This window comes from Seonamhaeicola sp., from assembly GCF_028281565.1.
GTDB lineage: Bacteria > Bacteroidota > Bacteroidia > Flavobacteriales > Flavobacteriaceae > Seonamhaeicola.
Genome location: NZ_JANQJQ010000014.1, coordinates 20,279 through 37,316, shown reverse-complemented (window position 1 = coordinate 37,316; position 17,038 = coordinate 20,279). Strand labels below are relative to the sequence as shown.

The following is a 17,038-nucleotide window of genomic DNA, read 5'->3' as shown; positions in this document are numbered from 1 at the left end:
AATAAAATTATTTAATGACATAGGTATTTTTTTCTTTGCCAACTCCTTTTATAGTGAGCGACTTCCATTGCTTGGGTAAGATAGCATTTTTTTGCTCAATGCCATTATCCGTCAGGTGTAACCCTCCAAATCCGAACAATACGGTTTGTAACATACCACCGGCTCCGGTGGCAAAATACGGGTAATGCCCGGTAGCCGTTTCCGAAAGCGCTCCAAATGGGGGCCGTTTATTAGGTTCATAGCTTTCTTTGAATAACCTGAAGGCATTGTCCGCATCGCCTAGACGGGCGTAAATAACGGCGAAAACCGATTTCCCCATAGCAGGGCCTTCTTTAGCCAGTTTGGGCTCATAGTATTTTAGGTCTTTTAATACGGTTGCTTTGTCGGTAACTATATTCAAAGGAAACGTAAGAAGGTTAACATCGGCCTGTTTTATGATGTCGCCGTCATAGGTGCTATGCTCCATAGTAGTGCCGTCCTGAAATTGATAGATCTTGATTTTGGAGGCTACTTCATCCCACATGTTATTACCGGAACGGTTTAATGCTTTTGCTGCAAGCGAGGCATACTGCAATGCCGTAATGGCGGCACCGTTGGTAAAAGCATTATCGTCTACATTAGGCGCAAACTCATTGGCACCAACAACATTTTTAATGCTGTAGCTGCCATCGTCATTTTTATGGACTCTGCTAACCCAATAATCGGCTACCTCTTTTAGCATGGGATAGCCTCTTTGTTCTAACCATTTCTTGTCTCTGGTCACCCTGTAGTAATTCCAAAAAGCTATGGCCACATCGGCTGTAATGTGATGCTCAAAGGTTCCGGTTAAAGCCCAGGCCGGCGTGGCTTCTTCTCCGGTATCATCACTTTCCCAGGGAAACATAGCGCCTTTATAACCAAAGTTTACGGCTTTTTCTTTTGCTTTATCCAATCGGTCTGAGCGATAGTTTACTAAAGATCTGGCTATATCCTGGTTAAGTAATAGCAGGGGCGGGTACATCCATAATTCGGTATCCCAAAAGATATGGCCATTATAATTTTGAGAGGATAGACCCATGGGGGCGATACTTAAATTGTTGTCACCCCTTCCAAAGGCATATAAATGATAGAGCGCCAAACGAATATCTTGTTGCGACTGTAAGTCGCCTTCCACAATAATATCGCCTTGCCAAAGATCACGCCATAGCGCTTTATGCTGATTTAACAGATCCTCCCTGGGCGTTAGAAGATTGAAAATCACAAAGCGTTCAGATTCGCTCTGCGGGTCGTTAAAATCCTGTGTTGTGGTTTGTGCCGCGGTCCAGGCAAAATCCAGAGCGCTCCCTTTTTTAAGTGACTTGTTAAAGCTTAATTGATGGTTGTGGTCATCAATTTTTTTATGATGTAACTCCGGCCTTTGATGTTCTCTGGTACTATTGATGTCATGCCAGATAAAGGTTCCCGAAGCTGCTACAGTATGTCTTTTTTGTCTGCTTTGTGCCACGGTTTGCAGAATGGGCATGGTAGTTTCCAAATCCCGTAAGACTCTAAAGGTACTCATGGGGTTATGGTATTCTTTCGGCGTAACGATACTTGCTGTAGCCTGTATGGAAATATCCTTTAAAGCTTTTACGGAAATATCCAGATAGCCCGTATACGGTACATTCCTTAAAGCATATATGGTATAGGATACCTGCGCTTTGTTTTTAAAGGAAAAGGAGGTTGTAAAGGAGGCCTCCTTCATATTTAGGGTTTGTTTCCAGTTGGAAATGTTTTCATCGGAAACCAGTTCCCCGTCTATTTCAATTTGAATGTCTTGGAAATTAAGACCTGATAATATCCTACTCACCCCTAAAGGTGATTCCTTGTCATAAACATTATTAAGAATGATCTGTTCTGTCTTAAAAATGTGCTTGGAGGGTAAAATCCCAATTCTTCCGTTAGCAACTACAATGCCCGTGTAATTGGAGCTGTCTGTAGCCGAAATATGCCAACCATCATGTTGGGAAAAACTCAAAAGTGCGGTTAGCATAACAACTATTGAAAAGAAAAATTTCATTGGATTAATAATTAAAGTAATAAACTAAATATCATCTTTTTTTCAGTGATTTGGTCTAAAACCCGAAAAAAAGGAATCAAAAAACGTCCGATAACGATTTCGATAATCTGGAATCGTTAAATAATGACCAGGAATTTGACCTGGTACAGAGCTGTCCATAAATTGTTAAATACTATAGCGCTTTAAAAAAGCGTATATCTCTTGTCCCAATTTTGACTAGAACAACTGTTTAAAGGCTGTCTTAACCTCAAATAACGTGGCCTCTAACATGGAGTCAAAACGTACATGGGCATGTCCCACTCTTTCTTTTGGCCCTATACCTACTAAATAAAAACCTCCTGCTATGGCGGCATCAACACCACTTTCGGCATCTTCGTATACCACACATTCCTCAGGTTTTAAATGCAGATTTTCAGCACCGTAAAGAAAAATATCCGGGGCAGGCTTACTTTTAGAGACGCTGTTTCCGTCACCAATAACATCAAAATAAGACATGGCTTCCAGTTGGTTTAATACTATTGAGGAGTTTTTACTGGCACTCCCCAAAGCTACTTTAAAGCCTTCATTTTTTAAATGGGTAAGCAGTTCCTTAGCGCCCGGAAGATAATCGTTTGGAGTAATGTTTTCTAAGCTTTCAACGTAAATATCATTTTTAAGTGTAGCTAATTGCAAAAGCTTTTCTTGTGATACTTCTGCATTATTATGGTTTTTAATGATGTTAATGGAATCCATGCGGGACACGCCTCTTAGCTTTTCGTTGATCTCCCGGTCAAACGCCCAGTCCATGGAATTAGCCAAGGCTTTCCATGCCAGATAATGAAGTTCAGCGGTATCTGTAATGACGCCGTCTAAATCAAAAATGAATCCTTTTATCATAATACGCTGTTAACAGTTTTAAAGGTTAATTGGTTTTCTATTTGGTGTTTTTCACCGTAAATTTCAATAGCTACAGGCTTATCTCCTTTATTTATAATGTCTATGGCGTCAGTCGTTACCGTTATTTTGAGCGGATTACCATGCCAGTGGATAGGATATTCTATAGATTTTATGTTTGCCGGTAATTTTGGGTTAAGTCTTAAGGTTCCGTCCAGCATTCTGATGCCTCCGAAACCGCACACAATAATTTGCCAGATACCTCCTAAAGAAGCGGCATGGATGCCATGGTCTGATGTTTTCATATTAGGGCCCAGATCAATTCTGGAAGCACTTTCAAAGAGGTCATAGGCCAAAGGCAGGTTATCTATATCGGCCGCTAAAATGGCATGAGTAGACAAGCTCAATGACGAGTCATGTAGGGTTCTGGGCTCATAATACTGATAGTTGGCTTTTTTAATAGCATCATTGAATTTATATTCCAGAAGATACATGAGCATAACAACAGAAGCCTGCTTTGATACCTGAATTTGGTTGACCTGGTCCAGGTTGAAATCTTTAAATATGGAACCCACGTGCTCCTGATTTTTGTATTTGCTGAGGTCTATTTCTTTTAAAGATAAATAGGTGTCGTCCTGAGGAATTACCAGGTCCTCGTTAGGTTGTGGGAGATAAACCTTGTCATAGCGCTCTTTTAGTTCTGCCATCTCAAATTCAAGGTTTAGCCTGGTACTTAATACTTCATATAGTCCGGGATGTTTTTCTTTTACAATGTCATGGTATTTTAAGGCATTTTCCATACACCACCTGGCCGTATGGTTGGTAAAGGCATCGTTATTCACGTGCTCTTTATACTCATCGGGCCCCACAACATTATTTATATGATATTCTTGTTTTTTCTCATCCCATTCCAGCCGGGTGCTCCAGAATATCCCGGTATCCAGAAGGATTTCATAACCGTATTGTATCATGAAATCCTCATCATTTGTAACCTGGTAATATTGCCAAACGGCGAAGGCTACGTCTGATGTTATGTGTTGTTCAATAAAGCCGCTCCATATTTTGGTGGCCTTTCCCGTGACAATATCGGCGGCTCCCCAAACCGGCGTCACTTCACCATCATCGGCCCAGGCAGATTCCCAGGGATACATGGCACCTCTGTATCCGTTTTCTTTTGCTTTTTTTCGGGCACCTTCAATGGTGTGATATCTGTACTCCAGGAGGTGTCGTGCAATTTCGGGATGTGTGTACGTAAAGAACGGGAGCAAAAATATTTCCGTATCCCAAAAGGAATGGCCCTTATAACCCTCACCGGAAAGGCCTTTGGCACCAATACCGTATCTGGAATCATGCTTGGGTGCCATGGCCAACAGATGATACATGGCAAATCTGATAGCTAATTGATCATAGGCGTTGTCACTGTCAATTTTAATATCCATGTTTTCCCAGTACTCTTCCCAGTTTAAAATACTCTCCTGAAGTAAAAGTTGGTACCCCTTTTCGGATTGCTTTTTCAGGTGTTCAATGGACAGGTCCCTCAATTCCTGGAGGGATAAGTGCTCGTAAGCTTTATCTCTGGTAGTATATAGATTTGAAATTTTGCTGAATTCCAGGGTTGCATTGGCAGGGACTTCACAGTGATATAGCATTAAAACTTTCCTTCTGTCCATTTCAAACCTGGACTTTACCTCAACGTCCTTTGAGTTAAACTCGTGATAGGTATTATGTATAAAAGTGATGTTGGATTCATTGGTGTTTTGAAGCATTTGAAGGTATGCCTTATCGAATATGCGTTTTTCGCCTTCTTCAAAATGCTGGGCACCACTGTTGGTTACCTGGCCGTTAATGCCCGATTTAATCTCAATGTTACTATCGTTGTCTAAAGGTGTGATTTTTATATGGGCACCAATCAGGTGCAGATCAGCGAATGAAACAAATCGCTTAAACTCAAAACGATAGGATTTCGAGTCAAAGGTCCAGATAAACGTCCTGGATAATTCACCTGTTTTTAGGTTTAAAGCCCGGTTGTAGTCACTAAAAGTGCCTTTTTCAAGACTGAAAAGTTCCCCGTTAATAAAAATATCAATGCCTGTAATATCAGCCGCATTAGGGAGTTCTGTAACCTCATTGGCATTGGCTTTATTAAAGGTACCCGATACAAACGTGTTTCTTACCTGACCCAGATAACTTTCTTCGGTACAGCTTCGCATGCCCAGATAACCGTTGCCCAAACTCATAACGACCTCGCATTTTCCCTGGTATTTTCTTTTAAAGGAGCTCTCTGCTACGATCCAATTTTTGAATTCATTTTCTCCTTGATCATAAGACATTATGGTGTCGTCTTGTGTTCTCATCTAGCTATTTTTATTTTAAGTATTTAAAGGTTACATGATGCGTTGTTCCGTGTCCGCTTCAAAGAATCGCAGTCTTTGAATATCAACGCCAATGGTAATTTTATCTCCAATGTTATAGGCAAATCCGGAATCACTTCTAAAGCAGAATTGATGATTAGGGTTGCCGGTAAAATGGAAGTAGACAAAGGTTTCACTACCAATGGGTTCTAAGGCCTGTACTTCTATTTCCATGCTTTCGGAAAGGCGTTTTGTTTTTTCTACGGCTTTATCATAAATATATTCCGGCCTGAACCCAAAAATAACACGCCTGCCTATATAGGGTTTTAAGCACGGCCTTAAATCCGGAGGCGCAGAAAACTTTAGATCCTGGGATTTAAATGTTGTGAATGATTCCATGATGATCTCGCCTTCAATAAAGTTCATGGACGGGCTCCCGATAAATCCGGCCACAAATTTGTTGGCAGGGTTATTAAACAGGTTCATAGGCGTATCGAATTGCATGACGTTTCCATCTTTCAGCACTACAATTCTATCGCCCATGGTCATGGCTTCTATCTGATCATGGGTTACATAAACGATGGTTGCATTTAGATCGCGGTGAAGTTTTTTTATTTCGGCTCGCATTTGTACGCGCAAAGCAGCATCCAGATTGGATAAGGGTTCGTCAAATAAGAATACTTTTGGTTGCCTTACAATAGACCTTCCAATAGCGACTCTTTGACGTTGGCCACCAGACATGTCTTTCGGCCTTCTGTCAAGTAAATGGGTTATGCCCAGGATGTCGGCGGCGTTCTCAACCTTTTCTTTTATTTCCTGTTTGGGGACCTTTCTAAGTTTTAACCCAAAGGCCATATTTTCAAATACGGTCATATGCGGATATAAGGCATAGTTTTGAAAAACCATGGCAATGTCCCGGTCTTTTGGTGATAATTCGTTCATCAAATTGCCATCTATAAGGAGTTCTCCGTCGGTAATATCCTCCAACCCTGCAATCATCCTTAAAAGCGTAGATTTTCCACAGCCAGAGGGTCCTACCAGCACAATGAATTCTTTGTCCTCGATTTCCAAAGAGGCTTGTTTTATGGTGGCATCTTCTGCTCCCGGGTATACTTTTTTAAGATTTTTAATGTCTATTGTTGCCATATGTTATCCTTTTAATCCTGAACTGGCCACACCTTGCACAAAGTACCTTTGGAAGATGATAAAGATGGCCAATGTTGGGAGTGATATTAATATTGTTCCGGCCATTAGCAGTGGCCAGTCTGTTAGTAATTCATGTCTTAAGCTTGCCATTCCAAGGGGTAAGGTGTACATATCTTCCGTATAGGAAACAATCACAGGCCATAGGAATTCATTCCAGGCCCCTTGAAATGTGTAGATGGCTACGGCGGCTAAAGCCGGTTTGGATATGGGTAAAAATATTTGCCAAAACAATCTGAAATAACTGCAGCCATCAATCAATGCAGCTTGCTCCAGGTCCTTCGGGATGGTTTCAAAAAATTGCTTCATCAGGAAAATATTGGTCACGCCTACTAAGCCGGGAAGAATTAATCCGCCATAACTATTGATCATGGATAACTCATTCAGAACTATGAACTTTGGTACCAATAGAATGATTCCGGGGATCATCAAACTACTTAATAAGAGCGTGAAAATTATCTTGCGCCCGGGAAATTCGAGTCGGGCAAAAGTGAAACCTGCCAGTGCCGAGAAGAAAACATTGGAGAATGTTTGAATGGTGGTTACCAGAACACTATTGAAAAGCCACTTGCCAAAGGGCAGATCTTTCCAGACATTTTTATAATTATCAAGTGTAAAGTTTTCAGGAAGCAATTTTATGGGCCAGTCGAATACATTTTTGTCAGCATTAAAAGAAATACTTAATGAGAATAAAAATGGTCCGATATAGATCAGGGTCATGACACCCAATACGGCTAAAAATAGTATTTTTTGTAATCTTAATGCCTTCATGATTAATTCCAGATACTTTTTAAGGTGCTCACCGAAATGTTTGAAAATTGAGCAGTTCCATTTTCAGTGAACAGGGTTATTTTATTACTGGTTTTTGATGGGAATACGCGATTGGTAATGGCGGTCTCACCATCATTGACAAAAACTTCAACAACGGACTCATCCGCAAAAATGGTGAAGCTAACGGCTTTGTTTTTTGAAACTACCGGGGCGACTTCGATACTTGGAAATTTCTTGTTAAATGAAACATCTCCGGAACCCCTACGGTCTATAAAAGCCTCACGGGTATCAAAGTCAAAACCTATAACAGTTTTTTCGGAGTCTGATTTAAAGATTTCGATACCGGCGCTTCCGGAGTCCTTTAAAACTTTAAAGGCACTAACAAAAGATTTTGATGCGATGGGTAGCAGGTGATTTCCATTAACCTCGATCTTATCTTGAATGAAAGTATCCTGTATGAGCGGTTTTATATAATGCAAGGGCGGTTTGCTTTTTAAGATGATGGTGTCTTCAGCCATGTCCAGATAGAGGTCTCTGGGTAGTGACATGGCACCTCGCCAGGTGGTGGTCGGTGTATCTTTAGTATACACATGGCACCCTAGCCAGGATATCATGGTAGCCCGGTTTAAATTATTGGTATTGGCAAACGTGATCCCGGCGTAAAAATCTTTTCCGAAATCCAAATATCGTGGGTAATCCAGTGCGTCCGCTTTAAACGACATGCCGTTAAAAGAACCTATGAAATATTGCATGGCATAAAAGCCAGGGCCTGAAGGATGTCCGGCGGATAATGTCAATACCCATTTTTCCTGTCCGTTATAATTCAGTTTAAACAAATCCGGACATTCCCAAACGCTGTCAACATTGCCAATATTCCCAAATCTGGAGACTTCCGTCCAGTTCAACAAATCTTTTGACGTGTAGAAAGCAATGGCATGCTGATCTGCTAAGCTAACGAGCATGATCCATTTCGCACTTTCTGTATGATAGAAAATTTTGGGATCCCGAAACTCTTTCGACCCTATATCCAAAACCGGGTTGTTCTTGTATTTTTCAAAAGTGTAACCACCGTCCTTACTAAAGGCCAGACTTTGGTGTTGCGCCAGGGCATTAATGTTTTTGTTTTCGTCCAACTCATATTCAAATGAGGTGTAGGCCGCTACAATGCAATCAGGAGCGTCACAAAGGGCTGTCGGGGTTTCCGGGCTAACCGCTGTTGTACCGGAAAAGATCATGTGCTTATCTTCGGGGATGGCTACTTTTTCTTCATTCCAGAATATCAGGTCCTTACTGGTGGCATGCCCCCAGCTCATGTGTCCCCATTGCGTACCGTAGGGGTTGTACTGGTAATACATATGATATAGTCCCTTATGGTATATCAGGCCGTTAGGGTCGTTGAACCAGTTCCTGAAGGAAGTGTAATGGTATTGCGGTCTGTGCAATGCTGTCCTTTCAGGGGTATTAGCCTCCGCTTTAACAGACTTGTTGTCCTCTTGTTTCTTTTCTGATATGCAGGAACTGATCATTAAAAAAAGTAATAAATATGTTGTTCTGAAATACATGGTATCAATAAGCTTCTGGTGGGAAATATTTCTTTTGCACCGCTGTTACCGTAAAGATCAATAAAGCTAAAACCACAGCCGAAGCTGCACCAAAACCGAACCTGAAATATTTAAAGGAGTTCTGGTAAACAAAATAACTCATGGTGGTAGAAGCATTATCCGGTCCGCCGCTACTCATTACAAAGATCTGGTCGAAAACCTGAAAGCAGCCTATCAGGCTCATAACCACTACAAAGTAGGTGACCGGGCGCACCATAGGCACCATAATTTTCCAAAACTGTTTCCATTGACTGGCACCGTCAATTCTAGCGGCTTCATACAAACTGGCCGGTATGTTTTGTAAACCTGCCAGGAACGACACCATAAAGTATCCGGAGGTGGTCCATACGTTTAGCATCATAATGGCGGGTAACACCGTTGAGGGGTTTGTAAGCCAGTCAATGTTAGAGTCTACCCCCGCACTGCTGAGTAAATAGTTTAGTAATCCCGGTTTTGAATATATCCAGACAAAGATGATGGAAGTGACCACAGACGAGGTGATGGCCGGAATATAGAATGCGGTTCTGAAGAAGGCTCTTCCCCGAAGCTTTTGGTTCATGATAAAAGCCAAAAAGAGCGACAAAAAGGTTTGAACCGGCACCACGCCCAGGGTGTAAATGACCGTATTTTTAATAGCTTTTACGAAAACGGGGTCCTTAAATAGTTCTATATAATTTCCCAACCCAACAAAGGGCTTGTCCGGAATGAGCAGGTTCCAGTCAAAAAAGCTTACTATAAAAGCAAAGGCTATAGGAAAGAACACAAATATGGAAAGCAAAAGCAGTGGGAATGCCAAAAAGGTATAGGCCCAGATCTTTTGTTCGTTCTTTGGCTTAATAGTCATTTTTATTTTAGTTTATAGTTTTCTAATCGTTTGGCCAGGCCATCCAGGACGTCTTGCGGATTGGCTTTTTTATAGAACATGGCCTGCATGGCCGCGTTGGTTTCGTCAAACCATCGTTCCTGCATATTTACTTTATAAAGTTTGGCATATTCCGCACTCTTCATGAATACTTTAAAAATGGAATCATTGTAAAACCCGTTTTCAATAGCCACACTTTTTCGGGTGGGTAGGGCTATTCCGGAAGATGTCCAAATTCTCATGCCATCTTTCCCCGCCATATAGCTCAGCATTTTCCAGGCCGCTTCAAGCCTTTTGGTTTGTTTGGGAATAACGTAAGCATTGGTAAAGGCCAGCGTCGCTTTATGTTTGCCTTCGGGTAATTCTGAGACACCGTATTCCAGATCCGGATAGCTCTCTTTAAGATATGGGATCATCCAGGCACCGGATATGACCATAGCAACTTGCTTGCGCCCAAAAACATCACCGTTCCATCCGGCACCGGCATCACTTGGTATGGTAGCAACCCCACTATTGTAAAGTGACAAGAAAAATTCCACGGCCTCTACAAACGCTGTTGAATTAACCAGTATGTCATTGTCATCTGAAATGAGATCGGAACCATTTTGAAATACAAAGGGTAACAACATATCAATAGAAGGTTCAACAATAAAGCCGTATTGGTCCGGTTTTCCATCCTGGTTTCTGTCTTTGGTTAACAGTTTTGAATAAGCCTGTAACTCTTTCCAGTTTTTAGGAGGGGCTGTCAAGCCTGCCTTAGCAAACATTTGTTTGTTGTAAAACAGGACATAAGCGTTAAAGTCTTTACCAAATCCATAGTATTTTCCCTTATATTTAAAAGCATCTTTAAAAGCCGGCAGAAAATCATCCGGATCAAATTCAGGATCGGCGTTTACCAGGGAATCCAAAGACTGCAAGACATCAAAGCTTAAATAAGCCGGTGAGGTGTCTCCCTTTAACCAAAATAAGTCGGGTGCTTTACCGGTTCCCAGCATGAGCTGTATCTTTTCCGGGTAATTCCCAGGAATGGGTTGGTAATTATAAGCTACTTCGGGGTGTTCTTTTGAAAAAGAATCCAGGGAGTTCCGCACTATTTTTTCTTCGGTCGGACTGGACTGCCAACTGGAAAAACGCAATTTGTCTTCTTCGCTCTTACAGGAAAAGAATACTATAAATAGTAATATGACGTAAAATGTTTTCAATTTAGTTTTAGTTGTTAGATTTTTCAAAGTTAGATCGTTAAGGGACTAAAAGTTACATTTTTATTTGCTAAGTATAGTCGAATTTTTGCATAAATTATTTTTTATGCTCATATTTGGGTCAAAATAAGTCTACATGAGGGTCGGTTATCAAAAATTATCCAGTAAAACTTCCGAAAATTCTTTTGGTGATTTTTGGGTGAAAGTTAAGAGTTTCGGTGTCCATTGGCATTATCATCCGGAGGTGGAAATATGCTATATTAAGCAGGGTGAAGGGCACAGGATCATAGGGGATAGTATAGAACCATTTACCAGGGACGATCTGGTGTTAGTGGGAAGTAATTTGCCGCATACCTGGGTGTCAAGCGAAATTTTTAATAAATCTTCGAAACATATGGAAGTCTATGTCATCCAGTTTCACGCGAAGGATATTTTAAATCAGTCCATTGAGTTTAAGGGATTATTTGATTTACTTGACAGGTCCAAACGAGGCTTGAGTTTTGATCTGACCAAAGAGAAAAAATTTAAGTCTTTGTTGCTCAAGGTGGATAAGAGAACCGGCTTGGAAAAATATTTGGCACTTATTAATTTATTAAATCTTATGGCCACCTCTGAGGCTAGGAAAGAGCTGGTGTCCAAAGTTTATGTTCCGGACTATTCAAAAAAGGCCGAAGGCAGAATAGAAAAAGTGTGTAATTATTTGCATGACAATTATAGAGAACGCATCACCATTGAGGAGGTGTCAGATCTGGTATCCATGAACCAGGCTTCTTTTTGCAGGTTTTTCAAAAAGTACATTGGTAAGACGGTTATTGAATATATCAACGACCTGAGAATTAATTATGCCTGCTATCAATTACAAAACTCTTCCATCCCTATATACAAGATTGCTTTTGATTCCGGTTATCAAAGTATTACGCAGTTTAACAAGGTTTTTAAACGCATGGTCAATGATACGCCCAAGAATTACAGAAGCCTGAATCAAACGGGCTTTGTAGATTTTATAAAGTAACTGCCATGGAAACTTCCATTTTTTACCGGAGCCCTGAAGGCGCAGGGATGTTTCAATTTTAGATTTTGGCATTTTTTGAAGTTTTTAAATAGTTTCAACTATAGCCAAAAGGAGCCGAAATCCTTAAAACCGGAATATGGATATCCCTGTAGCCATTTTATAGCACTATTTTGATTAAATATAGTCGTATTTTTGCAAAAATTACTATTTTAGTACTAAATCAGGCTAATATAGCATTCGGTTTTATTAGAGGCGCTTATAGTAAATCCTACAGTGTATATTAATTTATATTATTAATATAATAATATAGCTGTCTAAAAGATGGTATATTGTTAAATATTAAGGTTTTAATTAATGGAATAATTAATTTTCGAAAACGTTTTCGGTGGATTTTAAAGTGTTTTTCTGAGTTTTTTTTGGTTTCATTCTGCAAAAAGGCAAAATTCGTAATTGGTAAGGAAAAAACCGACGATTCTTAAACTAATTAAATTAAATATGAACATGAAAAACAAACAACTCAAAAGAATTATCTTTTCAATACTACTTCTTTGGGGAGGTCTCATCTATGGGCAAACCGTTACGGGTGTTGTCTCCGATGTTTCAGGACCCCTGCCCGGAGTTAATATTATTGTAAAAGGAACAACTAATGGAACCCAAACGGATTTTGATGGTAATTATACATTGGAAGACGTAGATCCCAACGCTATCATTATTTATAGTTATGTGGGATATAAAACTCAGGAAGTTGCTGTGGACGGCAGATCTACAATAGATGTCACCCTTGCAGAAGATGCTGCCAAGTTGGATGAGGTTATTGTTATCGGATATGGTAGTACCACAAGGAAAGACGCCACCGGTGCTGTAGATGTGGTTAGTGCCGATGATTTTAACAAAGGGGTTACAACGTCGCCGGATCAGTTATTACAAGGTAGATCGGCCGGTGTGCAGGTTACAACCTCAAGTGGTGAGCCGGGTGCCGGAGCTACGATTCGTATCAGGGGATCATCATCCGTGAGATCCGGAAACGATCCGTTATACGTTATTGATGGTGTACCATTTAATAATGATACCAATTCTCCGGGAACGAATACGGGTAACATTGCCGGAGAAAGTAGTGCTAAAAACCCGTTGAACTTTATCAACTCCAATGATATTGAATCCATTTCCATTCTTAAAGATGCGTCTGCTACCGCTATTTACGGTTCCAGGGCAGCAAATGGTGTTGTTATCATTACTACCAAATCCGGTAAAAGGGGAGATGGTAAAATAAATTATTCATTTACGGCAACTACATCAGCGGTTACCAGAGAGTATGATCTGTTAAATGCCAGCCAGTACGCCAGCGCCAATTCAGGAGCTAACGCAGGTGGAAGTGTAGATGCTTTTGACGAAATATCAAGAAATGCATTGACCACTGAGCATAATTTATCTTATTCGGGAGGTTCTGAATCAGGTAAATACAGAGTGTCTTTAGGATTGCTTAATCAAGAAGGTGTTATTGAGAACACCGGACTTGATAAATACACATTCAACACCAATATTTCTCAAAAGTTCTTTGATAATAAGTTAGAGATATCTGCGGCCTTAACTGCTTCCCAGATTGAAAGTGAAGCAACGGCATTATCAGAATCCATTGGTGCTGAAGGTGACTTAATGACGTCGGCTTTAAAGTGGAATCCAACCCAATCCTTTTTTAATGGAGACGGTACCTTTGTTCAGCCTTCTGACAACCAAAGAAACCCGTTAGCATTTTTGGAATATTTTGATGATAATTCCGAAACAACAAAGCTATTTGGAAACGTTAAAGCTACCTTAAGATTCACAGATTACTTAAAGTACCAGTTTACTTATGGTTTTGATAAAACAAGTACCTACAGAGGTATAGCGGTGTCTAGATTATTTAACACCAATACGGTTTTAGGCAGAGGTTATGCCAACACTACTAATAACAGGTTCACCAACCAGTTATTTACAAATACGCTTTCCTTTAATAAGGATGTTACCGAGGACCTGAATATAGATGCCGTTATAGGGCACTCTTATGAGGAGTACAGAGGTAGTGGAGAAAGCTTGACCTTAAGGGATTTTGATTTTGATGATCAGGCGTTTTATTTACAAAATATTTTTGCGGCAGGAACCGTGGAAAGAAACGACAGAGCGTCTTTATCCTATGACCCTGTGGGCAGATTGGTAGGTTTTGTTCCTATTTCGCTACAGTCATTCTTTGCGAGAGGGATCTTTAATTACCAGAGCAAATATATTTTCACGGCCACGGTTCGTGCTGACGGATCCAGTAGGTTTGGTGAGAATAATAAATACGGATATTTTCCGTCGTTTGCTCTGGCCTGGAAAATTCATGAAGAAGGGTTCTTACCGGAAAGTATCAGCGAATTAAAGTTTAGAGCCGGATGGGGACAAACCGGTAACCAGCAATTTAACGCCGAGGCGGCCAGAGAAGTTTTCGTGCCTCAGGATGGTGGCGGTGTAACACGACTTAATATCGGTAATCCGGATCTTAAATGGGAAACCACAACACAGTTGAATTTTGGTTTTGATTTTGGATTTAACGATGGAAAGTTAAGTGGTAGCATCGACTATTTTAGAAAGAACACAAATGACTTATTATTCAGATTGCCGGTGTCTCAGCCAGGTCCGGTAGGATCGTTCTCCTGGGCAAATTTTGATGATGAGATCATAAACTCCGGGATAGAAATAGGGTTAAACTACAAGGCGATCAGTGAGGAAGATTTTTCTTTGGAGTTTGGTGGTAATATTTCGTTCCTGAACAATGAGATAAACGGTAAAGAGGCCTTTACGCAATTCGGAACATCTACAGGTTCTGCGGCAGGTCAGGGATTATCAGGAGAGAATTTACAGTTACTGTATGACGGGCAACCTTTATATGCGTTCTACCTGCCTGTATTTACAGGATTTGATTCCAGTGGAGCAGCCACTTATGCCGATACCAACGGTGATGGTGTGGTAGATACCAATTTTGATCAGCCGGGAGGACAAAGCGACAGGGCTTTTGTTGGTGATCCAAACCCGGATATGAATATTGGTCTGTATCTAAGAGCTAGCTATAAGAACTGGGATATGTCTATTAATGGTTATGGTGCCTACGGACATGAGGTGTATAACAATACTGCAAATGCCTTGTTTAACGCAAGTGCACTGAATAGAGGAGAGAACGTTATTACAAGCGTGGTAAATAACGGAGAAGACCCAGGGTCGAGTCCGATCATTTCTACCAGATTCTTAGAATCAGGAGATTTCTTTAGATTGTCAAATGCCAGTATTGGTTATACCATTGATACGGAAAAGCTGGGCAAAGTAGGCGAGTATTTATCAAGTGCCAGGCTATTTTTAACAGGACAGAATTTATTCATAATTACACCTTACAGTGGTTTTGACCCGGAAGTAAATACGAATAAATCAGTTAGCGGTGTGCCTTCTTTCGGTATTGAATATTCAGGTTACCCAAGAGCACGTTCATTTTCGTTTGGAGTAAACTTAAACTTTTAAAAAAAATATAATTATGAAAAAATATATAATCTTTGCTATTAGTACGGTATTCCTTTTTTCCTGTACAGACCTGGAAGAAGATTTAGACGGGCTTTTGGAAGAAAGCGGTTTAAGTGAGCAGGAAATTGTAACCGGACAGATATCTTCAGCATATAATCAATTAAGATCATTTCAACAAACAGACTGGCAGTATCCGTTGCAGCAGCATCCAACAGATGAGATGGCCGGACCTACCAGAGGATCTGATTGGGATGACGGAGGTGCATGGCGAGCCTTGCATTTACATCAGTGGAATTCATCACATCCGAGAGTTACTCAGGCGTGGGACCAAATTTTAGGAGGGTTATTTGCCGCTATTGATGCACTATCAAACAATCCTACTACGGAACAGGAAGCGGTAGCAACCTTTTATTCAAGTTTCTATATGTTTAACGCATTGGATATCTATGGTCAGGTACCCTATAGGGAGCCGGGATCTAATTATGGAGAATTTCCTATCGTTCTTAAAAGAACAGAAGCTATAGACCGTGCCATAAATCAACTGGAAGCGGTTTATAATAATATGCCGAGTACTTCGGCAAACAACACAGCCAGTCAATATGCGGCAGCGTCGTTATTGGCCAAACTATATCTTAATAGGGCCGTATATAAGGCTACAGATGAAGATGGCACACCGCAAGCCGGACCGTTTACGTTTGATAATGCCGATATGCAAAAGGTAATTGATTACTGCGATGATGTATTGGCAGGGCCATTTACCTTACAATCCAACTACTTTGACATGTTTGCGCCAAATAATACGGCCCTCAGCACTGAAAATATTTTTGTTTCGGAAAATGATAATGTCACAGGTGGAGAATTGAGAAGGTTTTATTATATGACTTTACACTACAATCATAATCCGGGAGGATGGAATGGTTTTGTAGGTTTAACAGACCTGTATGATAAATTTGATCCAAGTGACCCAAGAATGGGAGGCGATTATACCGGGTTAACCGATGTGTCCGGTCTTAAAACAGGGATGCTTTTAGGAGCTCAGGTAGATCAAAACGGAACCGCCATATTAGACAGGCAGGATAATCCGTTGGTTTACAGTCAGGATTTTAGTTTAGCCAATTCCACCGAAGAGAAGGGTATGCGGGTAGTTAAATATATTCCGGATTACAGTAATTTAGACAGACCGGCAAATGATTACGTCATTTTCAGGTTGGCTGATATATATTTAATGAAAGCGGAGGCTATGGCAAGAATGGGTAATGATCCTTCAGCGCCTCTAACTACATTACGAGCTGCTCGTGGCGTGGATGGCGTTTATACGGGAAGCACATTGGCTGATATTCTGGACGAAAGATCCAGGGAATTGTATTGGGAAGGATGGAGACGTAATGACCAGATCAGATTCGGAACCTTCCTGGATCCGGTACAGGAAAAATCCAATACATCAGACAGAACCAAAATTATTTTCCCAATACCGGCAACGGCATTAAGTACAAACCCGAACCTTAGCCAGAACCCTGGTTATTAGTTTAGTTTTCAGATTGTTTCTTAAGATGAGAAGTGAATAGATTAGTTTAGTTTAGTTTGAATGTTGATTTCAAGGTTA

Annotated in this window: 11 protein-coding genes; 3 read left to right on the top strand and 8 right to left on the bottom strand. The window is 40.7% G+C overall.

All coding sequences use genetic code 11. The annotated features are described in order from the left end of the window. Positions 1–7: 7 nt before the first annotated feature. From Q0983_RS06735 to Q0983_RS06700, 8 genes are all read right to left on the bottom strand, one after another. A complete protein-coding gene (locus Q0983_RS06735) occupies positions 8–2,038 on the bottom strand; it encodes a glycoside hydrolase family 65 protein (protein WP_299550527.1) in 2,031 nt (676 codons plus the stop codon). 216 nt (positions 2,039–2,254) lie between these two features. Beyond that, a complete protein-coding gene (gene pgmB, locus Q0983_RS06730) occupies positions 2,255–2,914 on the bottom strand; it encodes a beta-phosphoglucomutase (protein ID WP_299550525.1) in 660 nt (219 codons plus the stop codon). Next, positions 2,911–5,265 (bottom strand): glycosyl hydrolase family 65 protein, encoded by a 2,355-nt coding sequence (locus Q0983_RS06725; protein WP_299550523.1) that lies wholly within the window; start codon positions 5,263–5,265, stop codon positions 2,911–2,913. Before Q0983_RS06725 ends, pgmB begins: the two co-directional genes overlap by 4 nt. A 30-nt stretch (positions 5,266–5,295) precedes the next feature. Continuing rightward, on the bottom strand, positions 5,296–6,408 hold the full coding sequence (gene ugpC / locus Q0983_RS06720; RefSeq protein ID WP_299550521.1) for a sn-glycerol-3-phosphate ABC transporter ATP-binding protein UgpC: 1,113 nt from the start codon (positions 6,406–6,408) through the stop codon (positions 5,296–5,298). 3 nt (positions 6,409–6,411) lie between these two features. Beyond that, positions 6,412–7,236 (bottom strand): carbohydrate ABC transporter permease, encoded by an 825-nt coding sequence (locus Q0983_RS06715; protein ID WP_299550519.1) that lies wholly within the window; start codon positions 7,234–7,236, stop codon positions 6,412–6,414. A gap of 2 nt (positions 7,237–7,238) precedes the next feature. Then, positions 7,239–8,762 carry a glycoside hydrolase family 32 protein gene (locus Q0983_RS06710; protein ID WP_299550517.1) on the bottom strand — a complete coding sequence of 508 codons (1,524 nt, stop codon included), beginning with the start codon at positions 8,760–8,762 and terminating at the stop codon, positions 7,239–7,241. Between the two features lie 40 nt (positions 8,763–8,802). After that, complete coding sequence (locus Q0983_RS06705; protein ID WP_299550515.1) at positions 8,803–9,681, bottom strand: sugar ABC transporter permease; 879 nt, start codon at positions 9,679–9,681, stop codon at positions 8,803–8,805. A gap of 2 nt (positions 9,682–9,683) precedes the next feature. After that, positions 9,684–10,901, bottom strand: a complete 1,218-nt coding sequence (locus tag Q0983_RS06700; protein WP_299550513.1) for an ABC transporter substrate-binding protein — start codon at positions 10,899–10,901, stop codon at positions 9,684–9,686. 133 nt (positions 10,902–11,034) lie between these two features. Here Q0983_RS06700 and Q0983_RS06695 point away from each other — a divergent pair, with 133 nt between their 5' ends. From Q0983_RS06695 to Q0983_RS06685, 3 genes are all read left to right on the top strand, one after another. Then, positions 11,035–11,910, top strand: a complete 876-nt coding sequence (locus Q0983_RS06695; RefSeq protein ID WP_299550511.1) for an AraC family transcriptional regulator — start codon at positions 11,035–11,037, stop codon at positions 11,908–11,910. 501 nt (positions 11,911–12,411) lie between these two features. Then, complete coding sequence (locus Q0983_RS06690) at positions 12,412–15,435, top strand: TonB-dependent receptor (protein ID WP_299550509.1); 3,024 nt, start codon at positions 12,412–12,414, stop codon at positions 15,433–15,435. A gap of 13 nt (positions 15,436–15,448) precedes the next feature. Then, on the top strand, positions 15,449–16,960 hold the full coding sequence (locus Q0983_RS06685; RefSeq protein WP_299550507.1) for a RagB/SusD family nutrient uptake outer membrane protein: 1,512 nt from the start codon (positions 15,449–15,451) through the stop codon (positions 16,958–16,960). The last annotated feature ends 78 nt before the right edge of the window (positions 16,961–17,038 follow it).

Bases quoted from the DNA above. Each gene is read 5' to 3' on its own strand.
- Q0983_RS06735 (WP_299550527.1), bottom strand. From the start codon at position 2,038: ATGAAATTTTTCTTTTCAATAGTTGTTATGCTAACCGCACTTTTGAGT.
- pgmB (WP_299550525.1), bottom strand. From the start codon at position 2,914: ATGATAAAAGGATTCATTTTTGATTTAGACGGCGTCATTACAGATACC.
- Q0983_RS06725 (WP_299550523.1), bottom strand. From the start codon at position 5,265: ATGAGAACACAAGACGACACCATAATGTCTTATGATCAAGGAGAAAAT.
- ugpC (WP_299550521.1), bottom strand. From the start codon at position 6,408: ATGGCAACAATAGACATTAAAAATCTTAAAAAAGTATACCCGGGAGCA.
- Q0983_RS06715 (WP_299550519.1), bottom strand. From the start codon at position 7,236: ATGAAGGCATTAAGATTACAAAAAATACTATTTTTAGCCGTATTGGGT.
- Q0983_RS06710 (WP_299550517.1), bottom strand. From the start codon at position 8,762: ATGATCAGTTCCTGCATATCAGAAAAGAAACAAGAGGACAACAAGTCT.
- Q0983_RS06705 (WP_299550515.1), bottom strand. From the start codon at position 9,681: ATGACTATTAAGCCAAAGAACGAACAAAAGATCTGGGCCTATACCTTT.
- Q0983_RS06695 (WP_299550511.1), top strand. From the start codon at position 11,035: ATGAGGGTCGGTTATCAAAAATTATCCAGTAAAACTTCCGAAAATTCT.
- Q0983_RS06690 (WP_299550509.1), top strand. From the start codon at position 12,412: ATGAAAAACAAACAACTCAAAAGAATTATCTTTTCAATACTACTTCTT.
- Q0983_RS06685 (WP_299550507.1), top strand. From the start codon at position 15,449: ATGAAAAAATATATAATCTTTGCTATTAGTACGGTATTCCTTTTTTCC.